Origin of the sequence: Alterirhizorhabdus solaris (genome assembly GCF_007785815.1) — a bacterium.
GTDB lineage: Bacteria > Pseudomonadota > Alphaproteobacteria > Sphingomonadales > Sphingomonadaceae > Alterirhizorhabdus > Alterirhizorhabdus solaris.
The window spans coordinates 1-17,556 of the sequence record NZ_VNIM01000083.1; the positions used below are offsets into that span (position 1 = coordinate 1).

Consider the following 17,556-nt stretch of genomic DNA (forward strand, 5'->3'; position numbering starts at 1 on the left):
CATCTGCTACAGGAGCGCCAACTCAATCTCGAGGACCTAGATTGGCGCGCTTGTTTTTTTTTTTTTTTAAAAGGAAAAGATCGCAATCGTAATCCTGGTTTTTTCAGGGGGCAGGGGGTATGAGAAAAAAGCGAGCCTCTCAACTGCCCCCCCCTGTGTTTAATCCGCGGGGCCGGGGCCGCCCCCGCCACGATCGCCGACGCCCTCGACGAATATGAGATGCTCGAAGCCGACGACCGCTATCGCATGCTGATCGATCTCGGCCGCGCGCTGGAGCCGATGCCCGATCCGCTCAAGACGGACGCTACGCTGGTGCGCGGCTGTTCGGCGGCGGTGTGGGTGTACCCCACCCAGCCGGGGGACGGGCGGCTGCATTTCCTGGCGGATTCGAACGCGGCGATCACCAAGGGCATCATCGCGCTGGTGCTGCTGGCGGTGCAGGACAAGCCGGCCGACGAGATCGCCGCGACCGACGTCGCCGAGGTGCTCGCGCCGTTCGACCTGAAGAACCAGCTCAGTTCCAATCGCACGCAGGGCATCCCGAACATGATCGCGCTGATCCGTTCCACTGCCGAGCGGGTACGCGGCTGATGCGCAAGGCGTTCGCCGTGCTGCTGCCGCTCGCCGCCTTCGCCTTGGCAGCCGCCGCGCCCGTCGTGGCGCCCGCCGCCTTCACCATCGGCGGAGAGCCGTTCGCGCAGGCCGACATTCTCGATGCGCGCGCCATGCCCGATGTGGACGGCAGCGCCGCCATCATGCTCACTTTCTCCCCCGCCGCCGCCAAACGGCTGGCGAGGGTGACGGCAACCGGCATCGGCAAACCGCTGCCCGTGGCGCTGGACGGCAAGGTGCTGGTGGCGCCGATGATCGAGGCGCCGATCGACGGCGGCGTGATCGAGATGGCCGGCCACTTCGCGCTGCCCGAGGCCGAGGCGCTGGCGAAGCGCATTTCGGGCAAGGATCCGCTGCCCGATTCGTTGGATCAGTAGGGGCGGCGGCGGCGCCGAACGCCAGACAGACGTCCGGTTGCCCGTCTTCTGATTGCGGTGCCAGACCGCCCGCCACCTCCCGTAAAAATCGTCACCCCGGCCTTGTGCCGGGGTCCACGGCGCCCCGGTCGCTGTCGCTCAAATCTAAAATCGGCGCGTAGGCCGGGGGCTGGACCCCGGCACAAGGCCGGGGTGACGGTGTGAGAGGTGCCGGATGCGACTTGGGTGTCACCGGACCGACCCGAACCCCTTGCAGGCGCAATCGAGATACGGCCACCCTTCTGTCGAGCGAAGTCGAGACACCTACAACCCCGACTCCGCCCCAGGCGTAGCCCCGCCGTTAGCCCCTCAGCCCCAGCCGCGCCGCCACCTCGGCCAGCGGCGTCTCCGGCTTCACCACCAGCCATTCGCCCGGGCGGGCGGTGTCCACCACCGTTACCGCATGCTTCGGGCAGATCTTGAGGCACTCGACCTCCAGCACTCCGGCCTCCGCCTTGCGCCCCTTGCCCAGCCCCGCCTCGTCGCGCAGCGCGCGGGCGAGGTCCGTCCTGCCCTTGGGGCCGAAACCGCCGCCCAGCTTCTTCGAGCATTTGCGGCAGACGAGGATCGTGGTGCGCCAGTTCGCGCGGACGGTCTTCATGCGCCCCGCGTCTTCGCCGGTTCGTCGTCCATCGTCGCGCTGTTCACCGCCGCGCGGCGCTCCTCGGCGGAACGCAGCACCTCATAGGCGGCCTGGATCGTCTGGAAGCGCTTGGCGGCGTCGGCATCGCCCGGCTTGATGTCGGGGTGGCTCGCCTTGGCCAGCCGGCGCCACGCCAGCTTGATCGAGTCGAAGTCCGCATCGGCCTCCAGCCCCAGCGCCTCCAGCGCGCGCATCTCGTCGCGGGAGCGGCTGCCGTCGCCGGGGCCGGCCCAGCCGTGATGCTTCGATTCGGCGAACCCGCCGGCATCGCGCCGCTCGCTCGCCTCGCGCGCGGCCGCCTCCTCGGCGGACAAACCCTCGAAGTAGTTCCAGTTGCGGTTGTACTCGCCCGCGTGCGTCTCGCAGAAATACCAGCGTTCCGGACTGTTGGGCGATTTGGGCGCGGGCCGGTCACCCGGCTGGTCGCAGCCGTGGCGGTCGCACATCCGCACCTGCGTGGCGCTGCTGCTGGCGGAACCATAGCCGCGCCAGCGGGGAAAGCCCCAGTCCTGTGATCGTGTCGAGCGCGCCATAGCGGCCCGATATAGGCCGGCGGCCCGCCCGCCGCCACGCAAAGCGGGGAAAATATGTCAGAGGGTCTGTAAGCCGGGTTCTGTCCACCAGCCGAAACTGGATGGGCGACCATTCCTCTAGGACCGCCGTTGCCGACGGCCTCAAGCAACCAACCCGGAGGACGGGGCCGAACCAGCCCATATGCCCTCCCTATTCGGTCTTGCTCCCGGTGGGGTTTACCCTGCCACCCCCGTTACCGGGGGCGCGGTGCGCTCTTGCCGCACCGTTTCGCCCTTGCCGCCCCGAAGGAACGGCGGTCTGTTTTCTGTGGCACTTTCCCTGGGGTCGCCCCCGCCGGGCGTTACCCGGCACCGTTGCTCTGCGGAGCCCGGACTTTCCTCCCGCATGTTTCCATGCCGGCGGCCGCCCGACCCTCTGACCGGGGCTGCCTAGCCTAACCCTGCTCGCGATCCAAGAGCAGCGACAGCAGGATCGCGCGACATTCCCCGTCCGCGATCCCGTCCACCGTCTCGGGACGGAAACGACGCTGGAACGCGCGCACCGCCGCCGGGCCGTCCGCCACGTCATAGCCGAAGCGGTCGAGCGCCAGCAGGAAGCCGCCCGGCGTCCACAGTGGATCGGCCAGCCCGCGGCGTGGCCGCGCCAGCGCCAGCCGGGCTTTTGCCAGCCGCTCCCAGTCGAACAGCTCGCCCGGATCCACCTTGCGCGCGGGCGCCACGTCCGAATGGCCGACGACGTTGGCCGGCGCGATGCCATGCCGCGCGACGATCCCGGCGACGAGCGGCATCAGCGCCGCCATCTGCTCCTCGGGAAAGGGCCGGTAGCCCCATTCGTGGCCGGGATTGACGATCTCGATGCCGACGCTGGCCGAGTTCACGTCGGTGATCCCGCGCCACAGCGAGCGCCCGGCGTGCCAGGCGCGCTTCTCCTCGTCCACCAGCCGCAGCACCTGCCCGTCCTCCGACACGACATAGTGCGACGACACCTTGGACACCGGGTTCACCAGCCAGTCGATCGCCGAGGCGGCGTCCTGCATGCCGGTGTAATGCAGCACCAGCATCGTCACCGGCAGGGCGCGATCGTCGAAATTGGGCGAGGGACAATCGATCATGCCGGTCATTCCGCCGGGATCGGCGCCCGCGTCAACCCCGTATCAGGCGCGGCGGTAGATCCCGCGCATGGTCGTGTCTGGCACGAACAGGTCGCTCTGGCCGAGCACCGTCTCGCCCGCCCCCAGCATCAGCACGCCATCGTCGGCCAGCACCGAGGCGAGGCTGGCGAACAGGTGCCGGCGCCTGTCCGGCGCGAGGTAGAGCATCACGTTGCGGCACAGGATGATGTCCGCCCGCAGCCCCGCCGGCGGCGGATCGAGCAGGTTGTGCGGGCTGAACGTGACGCGCGCGCGCAGATCGGCCTTCGCGCGCCAGTTTTCCCCGTCCGGCTCGAACCAGCGCATCATGTCGCGGATCGGCAAGCCGCGCTGGATCTCGAACGGGGAATACACCCCGTCGCGTGCCTGCGCGATCGCCCGGCCCGACAGGTCGGTCCCGGTCAGCTCGATCCGCCAGCCTTCCCAGCGATCGGGCGTGGCGGCGATCATCATCGCGACGGAATAGGCCTCCTGCCCGGTCGAGCAGCCGGCGCACCAGATCCGCAGCCGGCGGCTCTGCGCGCGCGCCGCCGCGAACGTGGCGAACAGCCGTTCCTCCAGCTGGCGAAAGGTGGCGCCGTCGCGGAAGAAGGAGGTTTCGTTGTTGAGCAGTGCATCGACCACCGCGTCGGCCAACGCCGTATCACCCCCGCCCGCCACCGCGCCGGCCAGTCGGTCCAGCGAATCGATCCGGTGGTTCCTGAGCAGCGGACGCAGCGCCGTCTCGATCCGCCAGCGGCGCCCGGCGGCCAGTTCCTGCCCGGTACGGGCGTGGAACAGGTCGGCGAAGTGCCGCAGCGTCGCCGGGCTCACATCCACCGCGCATATCCGTACTGGCGGCAGCGCGCGCCGATGTGGCGGGCGATCCCGTCGGGCGGCAGCATCGCGGCGGCGAGCCCGGCGCGGGCGATCACCCCCGGCATGCCCCACACGACCGAGCTGGCCTGATCCTGCACGATGATCTCGCCACCCCGCGCAGCGAGCAGGCCCGCGCCGATCAGGCCGTCGCGCCCCATGCCGCTCAGCACCACGCCGATCGCGGCCGGGCCGAACACGTCCGCCACCGACACCAGCATCGGATCGACCGAGGGAAGATGGCCGGAGGCGGCGGGCGTGGAATCGAGCGCGACGCGCACCCCCTCGGGCGAGCGGGCCACGCGCAGGTGGCTGTCACCGGGGGCGATCAGGATTCGGCCGGGCACCAGCAGCGCACCATCGCGCGCCACGCTCACCTCGCGCCGGGCGATGTCCTCGAGCTGGCGCGCGAAGAAGGGCATGAACGCCGCCGGCAGGTGCTGGGTAACGAGGACCGGCGCCTCCAGCGACTCGGGCAAGGCGGCGAGCAGGGCGGAAAGCGCGTGCGGCCCGCCGGTGGAGGCACCGATCGCGATGCACTCGACCACGCCGTCTGCCCCCGCGCCGCGCCCCGCGGACCCTGGCCGGCGCCGGCTTACCGGGCCGGTGACGGCCGGCGCGCGACCGATCCGCCGCACCCTTTCCACCAGCGTGGCGGCGAAGCTGCCGGCGAAATCGATCGCCGCCGGCTTCAGCAGGGTATCGGCCGCGCCTTGCGTCAGCGCGCGCACCGTGGCCTCCGCGCCATCGGCGGTGGCGCCCGATACCATCAGCACCCGCGCGCCGCCCGCCCGCGCCAGCAGCGCCGGCAAGGCGGAAAGCCCGTCCTGCCCCGGCATCTGCACGTCCAGCAGAATGATATCGACGCGGCACCCGCCCAACAGATCGAGCGCCTGCGCAACGGTAGCGGCCTGCGCGGTCACCTCGAAATCGGCATGGCCCGTCAGGATGCGCGCCATCACCGTGCGCGCCACCAGTGAGTCGTCGACGATCATGAGGCGGATCGGCGCGTTCTCGCGCCGGGCCGCCTCCTCTCGCCGATCGAGCCACACGTAGCTCATCAGGCCATGCCGACCAGCGAGAGCTTGCTCTGCAGCGTTTCGCGATCGAACGGCTTCATCACATATTCGTCGGCACCGGCATCGATCGCCGCGCGGATATGGGCGACGCCGCTCTCGGTGGTGCAGAACACCACCTTGGGCCGTCGCGACACGCCGCTGGTGCCGAGCGCGCGGAGAAACTCCATGCCGCTCATCACCGGCATGTTCCAGTCGAGCAGCACCACGTCAGGCGCGGCGGCGGTGCACCGGGTCAGCGCCTCGCGGCCGTCGCAGGCCTCCTCCACGTTGAAATGCAGCGTCTCCAGTATGTGCCGCGCCACCTTGCGGATCACCTTGGAGTCATCGACCACGAGACATGTCTTCATGATGTGATACGCCCTTCGGGCACCGCCGACGGTGCCAGTGCCTGCAAACATCCGGCCCGATACTGATAGCAGCGCCGGGTAATCGCGCGGTTAACGCCGTCCGGTACCGACATCAGGCTGCCGCCGGCCCGGCGACCAGCGCCGCCGGATCGAGCAGCAGCAGCGCCGCGCCATCATGCTCGACGAGGCCGCATGCCGCCCGCGCCCAGCCGGGCGACAGCGCCAGATCGACCGGGCGGGGCGCCTCGGCGATCGTCACCACGTCGAGCACCGCATCCACCAGCAGGCCATATCGATGCCCGTCGATCGTCACCGCCACCGCGCACTGCACGCCGGTGCGAAGGCTGCGGCCGAGGCCGAGACTGTCGAGGCAATCGACGATCGTCAGCACCCGGCTGCGCAACGCGACCAGCCCGGCGATATGCGACGGCACGCACGGCACCGGGCTGATCGTGTCGATCCGGATCACCGAATCGACCGGACCGGCAGGCAGCGCCACCTGCTGCCCCGCGATTCGCACGATCAGGTGCAGCGCCGTCATCGTCGGGCAATGCGTTGCGGGCAAGCTCATCGTCGCGGCCGTCATGCCCGCCCGCCCCCGATCCGGCGCCGCACCGCGCCGAGCAGCGCCTCCCGGTCGTAACGCCAGATGCTTTCGGGGTCGTCATCCGGATCGATGCCGGAACGCAGGCGCAACACTGGCGCGGGGCAACCGGATGGCGCGGCGACGGCGGGTTCGGCGCCCTCGCAGGCGATCACCAGATCGGCCGGCTCGCCCGCCGCCACGAAGCGCACGTCGTAGCCCGCCGTCTCGATCAGCGGACGCAGCACCTCGCGGGTCCACGGGTCGGTCTGGTCGGCGCGCAGGGCCAGCGCCACCACCGCCCCGGCCGGCACGGGCACAGCGCGCGCCGCCTCGGCGAACAGCCAGAACGGATCGAGCAATTCCACCGCCTCCCCCTCCACCAGCACGACCCCGGCCACCGGACCGGGCGACGGTGCCGGCATCATCGCCGCGTCGATCTCCCGGATGTCGCCGGGCGAGGCGATCGCATAGCCGAACGGGGTCACGCCGTCGGTGAGCAGCAGCACAGTCGTCGCGCACGGTGTATCGAGCGGCCGGCAGGCGAGCAGCGGCAGCAGCGCCCCGCCGTGGATCAGCCGCATCATCCCGGCACGCAGCACCAGCGCGGCGGCCGGCGCCTCGATCACCCGCTCCACGACGGCGAGGCGGACGCCGCGCGCGGTGCCGTCGGTATCGCGAAACAGCAGGGCGGGCACGGTTTCCACCGGCACGTCATCGGGTGCCGCCTCCGGATCGCCCGGCAACAGCGGCACGCCGGCCGCCCGGGCGATCCCGCCCGGATCGAGCAGCAGCATCGGCTGGCCGTTATCCGGCAAGGCGGTGCCGGCGTACAGGCCGCAGGCCATCATCGCCGGGGCCGCGGGCTTCACCACCAGTTCCTCGTGATCGTACACCGCGTCCACCCCCAGCGCGAAAACCGACCCGCCGGCAGGCCGCAGCAGCATCAGGATCGGCGGCACGCCCGCCGCATCGCCTGGCGCTCCTTCGGCCTCGCCCAGCCCCATCAGGGCGCCCAGCCGCACCAGCGGCAGGCGGCGTCCGCGGATCGTCGCCGTCTCGCTGCCGCCCAGCGTCTCTATCCGCACGCGATCGCCGGCCGTCCCGACGATCTCCTCGATGGCGGCGCGGGGCATGGCGAAATGACAGTCACCCGCGCCCAGCGTCAACGCCGGAATGATCGAGAGCGTCAGCGGCACGCGCAACGTCATCCGGGATCCGCGCCCCGGCCGGCTATCGACCTCGACCTGCCCGCCGATCCGCTCGACGTTGGCACGCACCACGTCCATGCCCACACCGCGCCCGGACAGCGTGGTGACGGTTTCGGCGGTGGAGAGGCCGGGGGCGAAGATCAGCTCCATCTTGCGCCGCCGGTCCAGCGTGCCCGCCTGCGCGGCCGTGATGATGCCGGATGCCACCGCCTTGGCCGCCACCCTGTCACCGTCGATGCCGCGCCCGTCGTCGTAGATCAGGATCAGGATGTGGTTGCCGGCCTGCCGCGCCTCCACCCGCACCCGCCCGGTCGCCGGCTTACCCAGCCGGCGACGTTCCTCCGGCGGCTCGATGCCGTGGTCGATCGCGTTGCGCAGCACATGGATAAGCGGATCGCGGATCATCTCGATCATCTCGCGGTCCAGTTCCACGTCGCCGCCTTCCAGCGCCAGGGATACCAGCTTGCCCGTCTCGCCGGCGACATCGCGGACCAGCCGTGGCAGCGTGGAAAGCACGCTGTCGATCCGCTGCATCCGTGTGCGGGTGATCGCATCGCGCATCTCGGCCACGCAGGTCGAGAGGCGCTCGAACGCCGTCTCCAGTGGGGTGCCGGCGTCCGCCTCGCGCAGGCGGCGGGCCAGCTCGTTGCGCGCCAGCACCATGTCGGAAACGCTGCCCATCATCCGGTCGAGCAGGTCGATCGGCAGCCGCACCGTCCGCGCGACGGCGCGCGCCTGCGGCTCGGGGGGAAATTCCGGCGGCGTGTCGGGGGCCGCCGCCGGGGGGGCGTGGAGGGCGGCGATCAGGCGATGGTCCTCGGCATCGGGCAGGCTCGTGCCCGCGCCGATCGCCTCGGCGAGCGCGCCGATGCGATCGACCACCCCCAGCACCGCGTTCACCAGCCGGGTATCGGCGATCCGCTCGCCCGCGCGCAGTTCGCCCAAAACGTCCTCGGCGGCGTGGCTCAGCCGGGCGAGGCGCGGCAGGTCGAGGAAACCGCAGCTCCCCTTGACGGTGTGGACGAAGCGGAAGATCCCGTCGAGCCGCGCCCGGTCCGACGGGTCGGCCTCCCATGCCACGATCTCGCCGGCGATCGCCTCCAGCATCTCGCGCGTCTCGGCGATGAAGTCCTGCAGAAGATCGTCCATGGCCCCCGTTCCACGCATGGTGGTGTCCCGACGATGCCACGGCAGTCGCTAACAAGTCGTTTACCCTGAGGCATCCGGGCAGACGCGGACCGTCAGCGCAGGCAGGCATCGAGCCCGCTGCCGCGCACGATGGCGACCCGGCGGGCGATGGCGTTGCCGTAGCGCCGGGTGAACCCCTGCGGCGCCACCGCCCCCCGCTTCTTGGGCAACGGCAGGATCGCGGCGATGCGCGCGGCCTCGGTCGTCGTCAGGCGCGAGGCGTCGTGGTGGAAATAGCGCATGGCGCCCGCATTCGCGCCATAGGTGCCGATGCCGGTCTCGGCGATGTTGAGATACACCTCGATGATCCGCCGCTTGGGCCACATCGCCTCGATCAGCACGGTGAACCACGTCTCCAGCCCCTTGCGCACCCACGAGCGGCCTTGCCACAGAAAGGCATTCTTGGCGGTCTGCTGGCTGATCGTGGAGCCGCCGCGCAGTCGCCGCCCGCCGGCATTGCCCCGCATCGCCTGCTCGATCGCGGTGAAATCGAACCCGTGATGCGTGCAGAAATTGCCGTCCTCGGCGGCGATGGCGGCGCGCGGCATCGCCGGGTCCATCTTGGACAGGCTCATCCAGTCCTTGGTGATGCCGCGCCCGGCGACGAGATCGCCCAGCATCGTGACGGTGACGGGTGGCGGCACGAAGCGGTAGGCCAGTACCCACAGCACCGATCCGGCGACGAAGAAGATGATCGCGCGGCCGATCCACCAGCCGACGCGGTAGGTGCGGGATCGGCTGCGGGGCGGGCGGGCGGCGCGTTTTGCAGAGGACATGACCGCGAATTAACCCGCGTTCGCCCTTCCGTCACCCTCGCTCCCGTGCGTAGATGCCGCGATGCGCGCTCTTTTTCTCCTGCTCCCGCTGGCACTGGCCGCCACCACCGCCGAAGCCGCGCCGCTGCGCGATCTGTGCAGCCAGCGACCGGGCCTCGGCACGCCGGCCTGCACGGTCGATCCGGGTCACCTCCAGATCGAGGCGGCTCTGGGCGACTGGACGCTGGACCGCCAGCCCGACACGCGCACCGACACGATCGTCTCGGGTGACGTGCAGGCCCGTTACGGCCTGACCGACACGCTGGAGGCGCGGATCGGCTGGACGGCTTTCGGCCACGAGCGCATTCGCGACCGGGCGAGCGGCACGGTATCCCGCGAGAGTGGCATCGGCGACGTGACCGTGGGGATGAAGCGCAATCTCGCCAACCCGGACGGATCAGGCTTCTCGGCTGCGCTGTTGCCGTTCGCCAGCCTGCCGGTGGGGCGTTCGCCAGCCGGCGCGGGGGACTGGGGGGCCGGGCTGCTCGTACCGCTCACCTACCAGATCAGCGATGCCTTCCAGATCGAGTTCACGCCCGAGATCGACGCGGCGGTGGATCAGGACCGCCACGGCCGCCACCTCGCCTACAGCGGCGTGATCGGCATCGCAGAAACGTTCGGGCAGACGCTGATGGCATCGCTGGAATATCAACGGCTGCGGGACAACGATCCGTCCGGCCGTGTCACCACCCAACTGGCCGGCGTGTCGATGGCGTGGCATCCGCAGGAACGCGTGCAGTTCGATGTCGGGTCGAACATCGGCCTCGATCATGCCAGCCCCGACGTTCAGATCTACTTCGGGGTCACGCGCAAATTCTGATCCCGCTCAATCGCTCTCGATCAGCACCAGATTGCCCTCGCTGTCGTGAAAGGCGGCGCACCGGCCGCTGCCCTCGTCCGCCGGCGGGGACACGAAGATGACACCGAGCGACCCGAGCCGCTCGAACGCCGCGTCGACGTCGGGCACGGTAAGAACCAGCGCCGGTTCGTCCGATTCGCCCGTCGCGTCATGCGGTTCCAGCAGCAGCCTGGTTTCACCACGGGGAAAGGCCAGTTCCACCCGCCGGCCCGAGTCACCGCGCGTGTCGGTCGCCAGCGTCAGGCGCAGCGTTCCGGTGTAGAAGGCGATCGCCCGATCCATGTCGGCGACGGGCAGTACGGCATATTTCAGGTACATGGCATGCTCCGGGTCATCGCAACAGGATGACCCGGATTCGGGTTTCAGGCCAGCGCCGGCAACAGCCGCTTTTCGCCGGCGATCCGCATCATCGCCTTCTGCAGCTTGTCGAACGCGCGCACCTCGATCTGGCGAACACGCTCCCGGCTGACGCCATAGACCTGCGACAGCTCCTCAAGCGTCTTGGGATCTTCCGCCAGACGACGCTCGGCAAGGATATGCTTCTCGCGGTCGTTGAGCGCAGTCATCGCCTCCAGCAGCATGCCGTGGCGCACGTCCTTTTCCTCGGACTCGGCCAGACGCTCGTCCTGCAACGGGTCGGTGTCGACCAGCCAGTCCTGCCACTGCCCCTCGCCGTCCTCGCGCATCGCCACGTTCAGCGAGGTGTCGCCGCCCATCGCCATGCGCCGGTTCATCGAGGTCACGTCGTCCTCGGACACGCCGAGGTCGGTCGCGATCTTCGCCAGATCCTCGGGCTTGAGGTCGCCGTCCTCGAACGCATCGAGCTTGGACTTCATCCGCCGCAGATTGAAGAACAGCTTCTTCTGCGCGGCAGTGGTGCCCATCTTCACAAGGCTCCACGACCGCAGGATATATTCCTGGATCGAGGCGCGGATCCACCACATCGCATAGGTGGCGAGACGGAAGCCGCGATCGGCCTCGAACTTCTTGACGCCCTGCATCAGCCCGATGTTGCCCTCGGAGATCAGCTCCGACGTTGGCAGGCCGTAGCCGCGATAACCCATCGCGATCTTCGCCACGAGGCGCAGATGCGAGGTCACCAGCTTTGCCGCCGCCTCCGGGTCCTGATGCTCCGAGAACCGCTTGGCCAGCATATATTCCTCTTCGGGCGCCAGCAGCGGAAACTTGCGGATTTCCGCCAGATAGCGGTTGAGGCTCTGCTCCCCGCCCAGCGCGGGGATCGTAGCGGGCACATTCTTGCCACCAGCCATGATCGTCTTGCTCCCTTGATCCGGCATCGGCCTTTCGCCCATCCGGAACGTTTGAGAATGGAGAGGATGTTTCCTGCTCCGGGGTTACGCCTTCTATACCGCGAGTTCAGTGAACAATGCCTGCATGTCCGCCGGTATATTACTATCGAACGCCATAGTGACGCTTGTGATCGGGTGGACGAACCCAAGGCGCGCCGCATGCAGCGCCTGTCGCCTGAAATTCAAACGATCGATCACCTCGCGATGTTCCGGTCTCGTTCGCCCATAGGCAGGATCGCCGAGCAGCGGGTGCCCGATCGAGGCCATGTGGACGCGCACCTGATGCGTGCGGCCCGTTTCCAGCCGGCATTCCACCATCGATGCGCGACGCAGTGCGGTGAGCAGACGGTAGTGGGTGATCGCATGTTTGCCGCGCCCCGGCTCCACGATCGCCATCTTCTGCCGGTTGGCGGAGGACCGCGCCACCGCCGCATCCACCTTGCCCGCCACCGGGTTCGGCACGCCCGCCACGATCGCCTTGTATCGGCGATCGATGGTGTGCCTGGCGAACTGTGCCGCCAGCCCCTCGTGCGTCCGGTCCGTCTTGGCCGCCACGATCAGCCCGGAAGTATCCTTGTCGATCCGGTGGACGATCCCCGGCCGCGCGACCCCGCCGATGCCGGACAGGCTGCCCTCGCAATGATGCAGCAGCGCGTTCACCAGCGTGCCGTCGAGATTGCCGGCGGCGGGGTGGACGACCAGCCCGGCCGGCTTGTCGATCACGATCAGATGCTCGTCCTCATAGGCGACGACGAGCGGTATATCCTGTGGCACGTTGTGCGCCGGGGTGGCGGCCGGCACCTCGACCGAAAAGGCCGCGCCGCCCGATACCTTGGTGGCCGGATCGCGCACCGCAACGCCGCTTTCAGCCAGCACCTTGCCGGCCGAGATCAGCACCTTCAGCCGCTCGCGCGACAGCACCGGCAGTGCCGCCGCGAGCGCACGGTCCAGCCGCCAGCCCGCCGCCGCGTCCGGCACGATCGCCCGGTATGTCGACACCCCCGCGTCCATTCGCTACGCGAGATAGGGATGGCGCTGCGTATTTCAACCGATCTGATCGCGCGGATGTTGGCCCATGCCGCCGAAACCCCCGCCGTCGAGGTATGCGGCCTGCTGTTCGGCACGGCGGACGAGATCGTCGATGCGCGCGCCTGCGCCAACGTCGCCGCCGACCCCGCCCGCCGGTTCGAGGTGGACCCCGCCGCGCTGTTCGCCGCGATGCGTGCCGAGCGGGCCGGCGGGCCGGGGCTGATCGGCGGCTATCATTCGCACCCGAGCGGCGATCCGACGCCCTCGCCATGCGACGCGGCGATGGCCGAACCGGGGCGGCTCTGGCTGCTGATCGGCGGCGGGCGGATCACGGCGTGGTGGAGCGTGACCGGCGGGCCGCTGCACGGCATGTTCGCGCCGGTCGATCTGGACATCGCGGGATAAGCGTCGCGCCCGTATCCGACACGCTTGCAACTGCGGCGGTGCGCGGCCAGAAAGACGGCTTCCTCGCCCAAGGTATATTCGCACGATGACGAGCGCCGTCGATTTCGCCAGCCTGCTGTGCTCGCGCCTGTGCCACGATCTGCTCAGCCCGGTCGGCGCGCTGAATAACGGGATCGAGCTGCTCGCCGACGAGCATGACCCGGACATGCGCCGCCGCGTGCTGGAACTGCTCGGCGAAAGCGCGCTCGCCTCGGCCAACAAGCTGAAGTTCTTCCGGCTCGCGTTCGGCGCCGCCGGCGGGTTCGGCGAAGGGGTGGATACGCGCGAGGCGAAGGCCGCGATCGAAGGGCTGTTCGGGACAGACAAGAAGATCCAGCTCGGCTGGCTGGTCACCGAACCCTCGCTGCCCAAGACCGCGATCAAGCTGCTGCTCAACCTCGCGCTGATCGCCGGCGATGCACTGGTGCGCGGCGGCCGGCTGGACGTGGGCGCAGAGGGCGGCGAGATCGTGGTGCGCGCCGAGGGACCGCGACTGGTGCTGGACAGCGAGTTGCGCACCGCCCTGCTCGGCGAACCCCCGCCCGCCGCGCTCACCCCGCGCGCGGCGGCGGCGTGGCTGGTGCACAATCTCGTGACGGAAGCGGGCGGGACCGTGATGGTGGAACAGCCGGAACCCGGCGTGCTGCTGTTCGGCGCGAACCTGCCGGTGCCGGGGCGGGTGACGATCTAGACGCCCGCCAGCGCCGGCCGATATCTTGCCGATCCGCTCATCCTGAGGAGCCATTGAGCTTGGGCGAAATGGCGTCTCGAAGGAGGGTAGCGGTCCTTCGAGACAGACCTTCGCCTGGCTCGGTCCTTCCTCGGGATGAGCGGGGACTCGGATTTTCCTTTCCATTCCCCGAGCGAAGTCGAGGGGCGGGCCGCACGCACGCAGCTCTCCGTGTCTCGACTTCGCTCGACACGAGGGCCGGGCGGCTGGATCGATCACTCTCGAAAAGATCGATCGTCAGCGTTGAAGTCCCGGTCAGACTCTCGGGACAGGCGGTCGTGAGCCGATGGGAGTCATCCGGACGTGGGTATGTATCTCACTCGACCTGCGAGGTGACCCACACGCGACCGGACCGACCCCCCCTCAGAACGGCAGCTTGAAGCCCGGGGGCAGCGGCAGCCCGGCGGTCATCTTGCTCATCTCGCTGTTCGAGACGCTGTCCGCCTTGGTGCGCGCGTCGTTCAGCGCGGCGGCGATCAGGTCTTCCAGCATCTGCTTCTCACTCACGTTCAGCAGCGAATCGTCGATCGAGACGCCGATGATGCGGCCCTTTGCGCTGGCCTTCACCTTCACCAGCCCGCCGCCGGAGACGCCCTCCACCTCGATCGTGTCGAGGCCGGCCTGCGCCTTGCTCAGTTCCTCCTGCACGTTGGCGGCCATCTTCAGGATATCGTCGAGATTCTTCATGCGTGTGCGCTCCGCTCGGGGGATTGGGTGTGGGGTGGCGTATAGCTTTCGAGGGCGGCATCGGGAAAGGCCGCGAGCGCCGCCTGCACCACCGGCATCGCCAGCACCCGCGCGCGTTCGTCCGCTTCGGTGGCCTGCTGCTGCTCGTACAGGCTGGGCGCCGCCGCCTCGGGCGCCTCGGCCAGCGAGACGGTCCAGATCTGCTGCGTCGCCTTGCGCAGCACCGCCATCAGCCGGCGGGTGAAGTCCTCGTCCAGCCGGGGGTGCGCGGCGAAGTCGAGCACCGGCGGCTCGAAGCGGATCACGCGCGCGTAATCGTGCACCTGCTGTGCGAGCAGGTGTTCGCTCGCCCCGCCGAGCATCGCTTCCAGCTCCACCACGTCGGCGGGCAGGCGCGGCGGCGCGGCGGCGACGGTCGACTTCATCAAAGACGCCTGTGCCTCCTCGACGGCGGACGGCAACGCGGGCGCAGCCGGCATCGCCACTTCACCGCCCGCGATCCGCCGCGCCAGCTCGCCCGGATCGGGCAAGGTACTCGCATGGACCACACGCAGCAGCGCCATCTCTGCGGCCTCAAGCGGCAGCGCGGCCGCCTGCACCTCGCCATGCCCCTTCAGCAGCAACTGCCACAGCCGGTGCAGCGTGGCGAAGCCGAGCCGGCTCGCCCAGTCCGCCAGCGCCTCGCGCTCCTCCACCGACAGCGCCGGATCGTCGCCGCCGCCCACCTTGGCGCGGGTGACGCCGTGGGTCGTCTCCAGCAGGCCGTGCAGCAGTGCCACCGGCTCCACCCCCAGATCGTGCTGCGCGCGCACGCCCGCCAGCACTGCTGGCGCATCGCCGCGCAACAGGTCGCCGAACAGCGCGCGGATCGCGCCGCGGTCGGACAGGCCGAGCATGTCGCGCACCTGCCCCGCCGTCACCAGCCCGGTGCCGTGCGCGATCGCCTGATCGAGGATCGAGAGCCCGTCGCGCGCCGAGCCTTCCGCCGCGCGCGCGATCAGCGCCAGCGCCTCCGGCTCGGCCTCGACCGCTTCGGCCGTCACCACATGCGCGAAATGCGCCGCCAGCGTATCGGCCGGGATGCGCCGCAGGTCGAACCGCTGGCAGCGCGAGAGGACGGTGACGGGCACCTTGTTCACCTCGGTGGTGGCGAACAGGAATTTCACATGCGCCGGCGGCTCCTCCAGCGTTTTCAGCAGCGCGTTGAACGCGTTCTTGCTGAGCATGTGGACCTCGTCGATGATGTACACCTTGTAGCGCGCCGAGACGGCGGAATAGCGCACCGCCTCGATGATCTCGCGCACGTCGTCCACGCCGGTGTGGCTGGCGGCGTCCATCTCCACCACGTCGATATGCCGCCCCTCGGCGATCGCCACGCACGGCTCGCATACCCCGCACGGATCGATCGTCGGGCCGCCCTGCCCGTCCACGCCGATGCAGTTGAGCGCCTTGGCGATCAGCCGCGCCGTCGATGTCTTGCCCACGCCGCGCACGCCGGTGAGCAGGAAGGCGTGAGCCAGCCGGTCGCGCTTGATGGCATTGCCCAGCGTCGTCACCATCGCTGCCTGGCCGATCAACTCGGCAAAACGCTGCGGACGATACTTGCGCGCGAGCACGCGATAGGGAGGCGGCGATTCGGACATGGCGCCACTCTAGGGGGGCCGACGGCCTCTGTCGAAGGGAGCATCGAAAGGGGGAAGGGTGGAAGCCGGAACGACCCGGTACGAAATCGTTGTGGCTGCTTCCTTCCGGATCTGACCAAGTTGGCGACGGCACCGTCCGCCCGACTTCCGCTGGCGCCTATGCCGCAAGCGCGCGGCCGAATCAACGCCCCTGCATGTCGCGGCTTTCGGCGGGGAGGCGGACGGGGAGAGACCCCAGCGCCTCCTCCAGCCAGATCTGGCAGGCGAGGCGCGAATGGCGCGTCACGCCGGGGGCGAGGTCGAGCAGATCTTCCTCCATCTCGCTCGCCGCGGGCAACCGGGCGAAATCCGCCGCGTCGATCAGGACATGGCAGGTGGAGCAGGCCATCTGCCCCTCGCACGTCCCCTCCAGCGGCTGGCCGTCCGCCTGCGCCACGTCGAGCAGGCGTGCGCCGGGGGTGGCCTCCACCTCGCGCGATTCGCGCCCGTCGGCGGTGATGAAGCGGACGCGGATCATGCGAACATCTTCTGTCGGGCGGCGGCCTCGTCGATTAGGGAGACGGCCGTGACGACCTCCTCCCGCGTCGTATAGCGGCCGAAGCCGAGGCGGATGCTCGACCGGGCTTCCGCATCGCTCAACCTCAGTGCGCGCAGCACATGGCTTGGCCGGCCCGATCCACTGGCGCAGGCGGACGCCGACGAAAAGGCGACCTCGCGCAGTTCCGATATTAGCCGGCCCGCATCCAGCCCGTCGCGGCGGATGTTTAGGTTGCCAAACCAGCGATGATCGAGCGCACCGTTAACCTGCCATCCGCCCAGCATCGAGTGCGCTTCTCCGAACAGCGCGAACACATGATCCGCATCCTCCTCCTTCCTTACCCGCGCCACCTCGGCCGCCGCGCCGAAGCCCGCGCACAGCATCGGCGAGAGCGTGCCGGAGCGGATTCCGCCCTCCTGCCCGCCGCCGTGGAGCAGCGGGGCCGGTTCCACCCCGTCCCGCAGCCACAACGCGCCGATGCCCTTCGGCCCGTGGATCTTGTGCGCCGAGATCGCGATCATGTCGCACGCGCCCACCGGCACGCGGATGCGGCCGAAGCCCTGCACCGCGTCGCACACCATCCACGCCCCGGCCGCACGGGCCAGCGCGCCGAGTTCGGCGATCGGCCCGATCGTGCCGATCTCGTTGTTCACCAGCATCGCCGCGACGATCGCCGTCCGCCCGTCGATCGCGGCGCGCGCCTCGCCGAGATCGGGCCGGCCGTCGCGATCGACCGGCAGCACCACCACGTCTGCGCCGTCGTCGCGCAGCGACGCGATCGTATCGAGCACGGCGGCATGTTCGGTCGCGATCGTCACGATGCGATCCCGCCCGGCCGCCCGCCGCGCCCAGCCGCCCTTGATCGCCCAGTTCAGCGCCTCGG

21 protein-coding genes and 2 other RNA genes are annotated in these 17,556 nt (G+C 69.6%); 5 read left to right on the plus strand and 18 right to left on the minus strand.

Going from position 1 to position 17,556, the window contains the following annotated elements; translation table 11 throughout:
* Positions 1-219 precede the first annotated feature (219 nt).
* Positions 220-591: a SufE family protein gene (locus tag FOY91_RS16365; RefSeq protein ID WP_145154301.1), complete on the plus strand. Its 372-nt coding sequence runs from the start codon at positions 220-222 to the stop codon at positions 589-591.
* Positions 591-989 (plus strand): SecDF P1 head subdomain-containing protein, encoded by a 399-nt coding sequence (locus tag FOY91_RS16370; protein WP_238995750.1) that lies wholly within the window; start codon positions 591-593, stop codon positions 987-989. Before FOY91_RS16365 ends, FOY91_RS16370 begins: the two co-directional genes overlap by 1 nt.
* A 340-nt stretch (positions 990-1,329) precedes the next feature.
* On the opposite strand, the gene FOY91_RS16375 is transcribed toward FOY91_RS16370, so the two are convergent.
* The 10 genes from FOY91_RS16375 to mtgA form a co-directional block, all read right to left on the minus strand.
* A complete protein-coding gene (locus FOY91_RS16375) occupies positions 1,330-1,629 on the minus strand; it encodes a hypothetical protein (protein WP_145154303.1) in 300 nt (99 codons plus the stop codon).
* A complete protein-coding gene (locus FOY91_RS16380; protein ID WP_145154305.1) occupies positions 1,626-2,204 on the minus strand; it encodes a J domain-containing protein in 579 nt (192 codons plus the stop codon). The genes FOY91_RS16375 and FOY91_RS16380 overlap by 4 nt, the downstream gene beginning before the upstream one ends.
* A 53-nt stretch (positions 2,205-2,257) precedes the next feature.
* Positions 2,258-2,623, minus strand: an RNA gene (gene rnpB, locus FOY91_RS16385) — RNase P RNA component class A.
* 15 nt (positions 2,624-2,638) lie between these two features.
* Positions 2,639-3,325, minus strand: coding sequence for an N-acetylmuramoyl-L-alanine amidase (locus FOY91_RS16390; protein WP_145154307.1), 687 nt, complete (start codon positions 3,323-3,325; stop codon positions 2,639-2,641).
* 33 nt (positions 3,326-3,358) lie between these two features.
* Positions 3,359-4,174, minus strand: coding sequence for a CheR family methyltransferase (locus FOY91_RS16395; protein WP_145154309.1), 816 nt, complete (start codon positions 4,172-4,174; stop codon positions 3,359-3,361).
* Positions 4,165-5,271: a chemotaxis-specific protein-glutamate methyltransferase CheB gene (gene cheB, locus FOY91_RS16400; protein ID WP_238995751.1), complete on the minus strand. Its 1,107-nt coding sequence runs from the start codon at positions 5,269-5,271 to the stop codon at positions 4,165-4,167. Before cheB ends, FOY91_RS16395 begins: the two co-directional genes overlap by 10 nt.
* On the minus strand, positions 5,271-5,636 hold the full coding sequence (locus tag FOY91_RS16405; RefSeq protein ID WP_145154311.1) for a response regulator: 366 nt from the start codon (positions 5,634-5,636) through the stop codon (positions 5,271-5,273). The genes cheB and FOY91_RS16405 overlap by 1 nt, the downstream gene beginning before the upstream one ends.
* Before the next feature lie 112 nt (positions 5,637-5,748).
* Positions 5,749-6,222 carry a chemotaxis protein CheW gene (locus FOY91_RS16410; protein WP_238995752.1) on the minus strand — a complete coding sequence of 158 codons (474 nt, stop codon included), beginning with the start codon at positions 6,220-6,222 and terminating at the stop codon, positions 5,749-5,751.
* Entirely contained in the window at positions 6,219-8,579 is a 2,361-nt protein-coding gene (locus FOY91_RS16415) for a chemotaxis protein CheA (RefSeq protein WP_145154313.1), read from the minus strand. Before FOY91_RS16415 ends, FOY91_RS16410 begins: the two co-directional genes overlap by 4 nt.
* Before the next feature lie 92 nt (positions 8,580-8,671).
* A complete protein-coding gene (gene mtgA / locus FOY91_RS16420; RefSeq protein WP_145154315.1) occupies positions 8,672-9,394 on the minus strand; it encodes a monofunctional biosynthetic peptidoglycan transglycosylase in 723 nt (240 codons plus the stop codon).
* Positions 9,395-9,455: 61 nt separating this feature from the next.
* On the opposite strand from mtgA, the gene FOY91_RS16425 reads away from it, so the two are divergent.
* On the plus strand, positions 9,456-10,253 hold the full coding sequence (locus FOY91_RS16425; RefSeq protein ID WP_145154317.1) for a transporter: 798 nt from the start codon (positions 9,456-9,458) through the stop codon (positions 10,251-10,253).
* 6 nt (positions 10,254-10,259) lie between these two features.
* Here the strand turns inward: FOY91_RS16425 and FOY91_RS16430 are convergent, their stop codons facing one another.
* The 3 genes from FOY91_RS16430 to FOY91_RS16440 all read right to left on the minus strand — a co-directional run bounded on the left by FOY91_RS16430 (position 10,260) and on the right by FOY91_RS16440 (position 12,613).
* Positions 10,260-10,610 carry a VOC family protein gene (locus FOY91_RS16430; RefSeq protein ID WP_145154319.1) on the minus strand — a complete coding sequence of 117 codons (351 nt, stop codon included), beginning with the start codon at positions 10,608-10,610 and terminating at the stop codon, positions 10,260-10,262.
* 44 nt (positions 10,611-10,654) lie between these two features.
* On the minus strand, positions 10,655-11,563 hold the full coding sequence (gene rpoH, locus FOY91_RS16435; protein ID WP_145154338.1) for an RNA polymerase sigma factor RpoH: 909 nt from the start codon (positions 11,561-11,563) through the stop codon (positions 10,655-10,657).
* A 93-nt stretch (positions 11,564-11,656) separates the two neighbouring features.
* Entirely contained in the window at positions 11,657-12,613 is a 957-nt protein-coding gene (locus FOY91_RS16440) for an RluA family pseudouridine synthase (RefSeq protein WP_145154321.1), read from the minus strand.
* A gap of 18 nt (positions 12,614-12,631) precedes the next feature.
* On the opposite strand from FOY91_RS16440, the gene FOY91_RS16445 reads away from it, so the two are divergent.
* A complete protein-coding gene (locus tag FOY91_RS16445; protein ID WP_238995753.1) occupies positions 12,632-13,036 on the plus strand; it encodes a M67 family metallopeptidase in 405 nt (134 codons plus the stop codon).
* Between the two features lie 85 nt (positions 13,037-13,121).
* Positions 13,122-13,766 carry a histidine phosphotransferase family protein gene (locus tag FOY91_RS16450; protein WP_145154323.1) on the plus strand — a complete coding sequence of 215 codons (645 nt, stop codon included), beginning with the start codon at positions 13,122-13,124 and terminating at the stop codon, positions 13,764-13,766.
* A gap of 402 nt (positions 13,767-14,168) precedes the next feature.
* On the opposite strand, the gene FOY91_RS16455 is transcribed toward FOY91_RS16450, so the two are convergent.
* From FOY91_RS16455 to FOY91_RS16475, 5 genes are all read right to left on the minus strand, one after another.
* Positions 14,169-14,492, minus strand: coding sequence for a YbaB/EbfC family nucleoid-associated protein (locus FOY91_RS16455; protein WP_145154325.1), 324 nt, complete (start codon positions 14,490-14,492; stop codon positions 14,169-14,171).
* A complete protein-coding gene (locus tag FOY91_RS16460; protein ID WP_145154327.1) occupies positions 14,489-16,135 on the minus strand; it encodes a DNA polymerase III subunit gamma/tau in 1,647 nt (548 codons plus the stop codon). Before FOY91_RS16460 ends, FOY91_RS16455 begins: the two co-directional genes overlap by 4 nt.
* 54 nt (positions 16,136-16,189) lie before the next feature.
* Positions 16,190-16,287: signal recognition particle sRNA small type (gene ffs / locus FOY91_RS16465), an RNA gene on the minus strand.
* 29 nt (positions 16,288-16,316) lie between these two features.
* The gene (locus FOY91_RS16470; protein ID WP_145154329.1) at positions 16,317-16,652 is read right to left on the minus strand and encodes a 2Fe-2S iron-sulfur cluster-binding protein; all 336 of its coding nucleotides are present in this window, start codon (positions 16,650-16,652) and stop codon (positions 16,317-16,319) included.
* Positions 16,649-17,556 (minus strand): cysteine desulfurase family protein (locus tag FOY91_RS16475; RefSeq protein ID WP_145154331.1); only part of this gene is annotated, 908 nt, incomplete at its 5' end. The genes FOY91_RS16475 and FOY91_RS16470, both read right to left, overlap by 4 nt.

What these genes read in the sequence shown, in the direction of transcription:
- FOY91_RS16365 (WP_145154301.1), top strand. Translation starts at nt 220, where the DNA reads ATGCTCGAAGCCGACGACCGCTATCGCATGCTGATCGATCTCGGCCGC.
- FOY91_RS16370 (WP_238995750.1), top strand. Translation starts at nt 591, where the DNA reads ATGCGCAAGGCGTTCGCCGTGCTGCTGCCGCTCGCCGCCTTCGCCTTG.
- FOY91_RS16375 (WP_145154303.1), bottom strand. Translation starts at nt 1,629, where the DNA reads ATGAAGACCGTCCGCGCGAACTGGCGCACCACGATCCTCGTCTGCCGC.
- FOY91_RS16380 (WP_145154305.1), bottom strand. Translation starts at nt 2,204, where the DNA reads ATGGCGCGCTCGACACGATCACAGGACTGGGGCTTTCCCCGCTGGCGC.
- FOY91_RS16390 (WP_145154307.1), bottom strand. Translation starts at nt 3,325, where the DNA reads ATGACCGGCATGATCGATTGTCCCTCGCCCAATTTCGACGATCGCGCC.
- cheB (WP_238995751.1), bottom strand. Translation starts at nt 5,271, where the DNA reads ATGAGCTACGTGTGGCTCGATCGGCGAGAGGAGGCGGCCCGGCGCGAG.
- FOY91_RS16405 (WP_145154311.1), bottom strand. Translation starts at nt 5,636, where the DNA reads ATGAAGACATGTCTCGTGGTCGATGACTCCAAGGTGATCCGCAAGGTG.
- FOY91_RS16410 (WP_238995752.1), bottom strand. Translation starts at nt 6,222, where the DNA reads ATGACGGCCGCGACGATGAGCTTGCCCGCAACGCATTGCCCGACGATG.
- FOY91_RS16415 (WP_145154313.1), bottom strand. Translation starts at nt 8,579, where the DNA reads ATGGACGATCTTCTGCAGGACTTCATCGCCGAGACGCGCGAGATGCTG.
- mtgA (WP_145154315.1), bottom strand. Translation starts at nt 9,394, where the DNA reads ATGTCCTCTGCAAAACGCGCCGCCCGCCCGCCCCGCAGCCGATCCCGC.
- FOY91_RS16425 (WP_145154317.1), top strand. Translation starts at nt 9,456, where the DNA reads ATGCGCGCTCTTTTTCTCCTGCTCCCGCTGGCACTGGCCGCCACCACC.
- FOY91_RS16430 (WP_145154319.1), bottom strand. Translation starts at nt 10,610, where the DNA reads ATGTACCTGAAATATGCCGTACTGCCCGTCGCCGACATGGATCGGGCG.
- rpoH (WP_145154338.1), bottom strand. Translation starts at nt 11,563, where the DNA reads ATGGCTGGTGGCAAGAATGTGCCCGCTACGATCCCCGCGCTGGGCGGG.
- FOY91_RS16440 (WP_145154321.1), bottom strand. Translation starts at nt 12,613, where the DNA reads ATGGACGCGGGGGTGTCGACATACCGGGCGATCGTGCCGGACGCGGCG.
- FOY91_RS16445 (WP_238995753.1), top strand. Translation starts at nt 12,632, where the DNA reads ATGGCGCTGCGTATTTCAACCGATCTGATCGCGCGGATGTTGGCCCAT.
- FOY91_RS16450 (WP_145154323.1), top strand. Translation starts at nt 13,122, where the DNA reads ATGACGAGCGCCGTCGATTTCGCCAGCCTGCTGTGCTCGCGCCTGTGC.
- FOY91_RS16455 (WP_145154325.1), bottom strand. Translation starts at nt 14,492, where the DNA reads ATGAAGAATCTCGACGATATCCTGAAGATGGCCGCCAACGTGCAGGAG.
- FOY91_RS16460 (WP_145154327.1), bottom strand. Translation starts at nt 16,135, where the DNA reads ATGTCCGAATCGCCGCCTCCCTATCGCGTGCTCGCGCGCAAGTATCGT.
- FOY91_RS16470 (WP_145154329.1), bottom strand. Translation starts at nt 16,652, where the DNA reads ATGATCCGCGTCCGCTTCATCACCGCCGACGGGCGCGAATCGCGCGAG.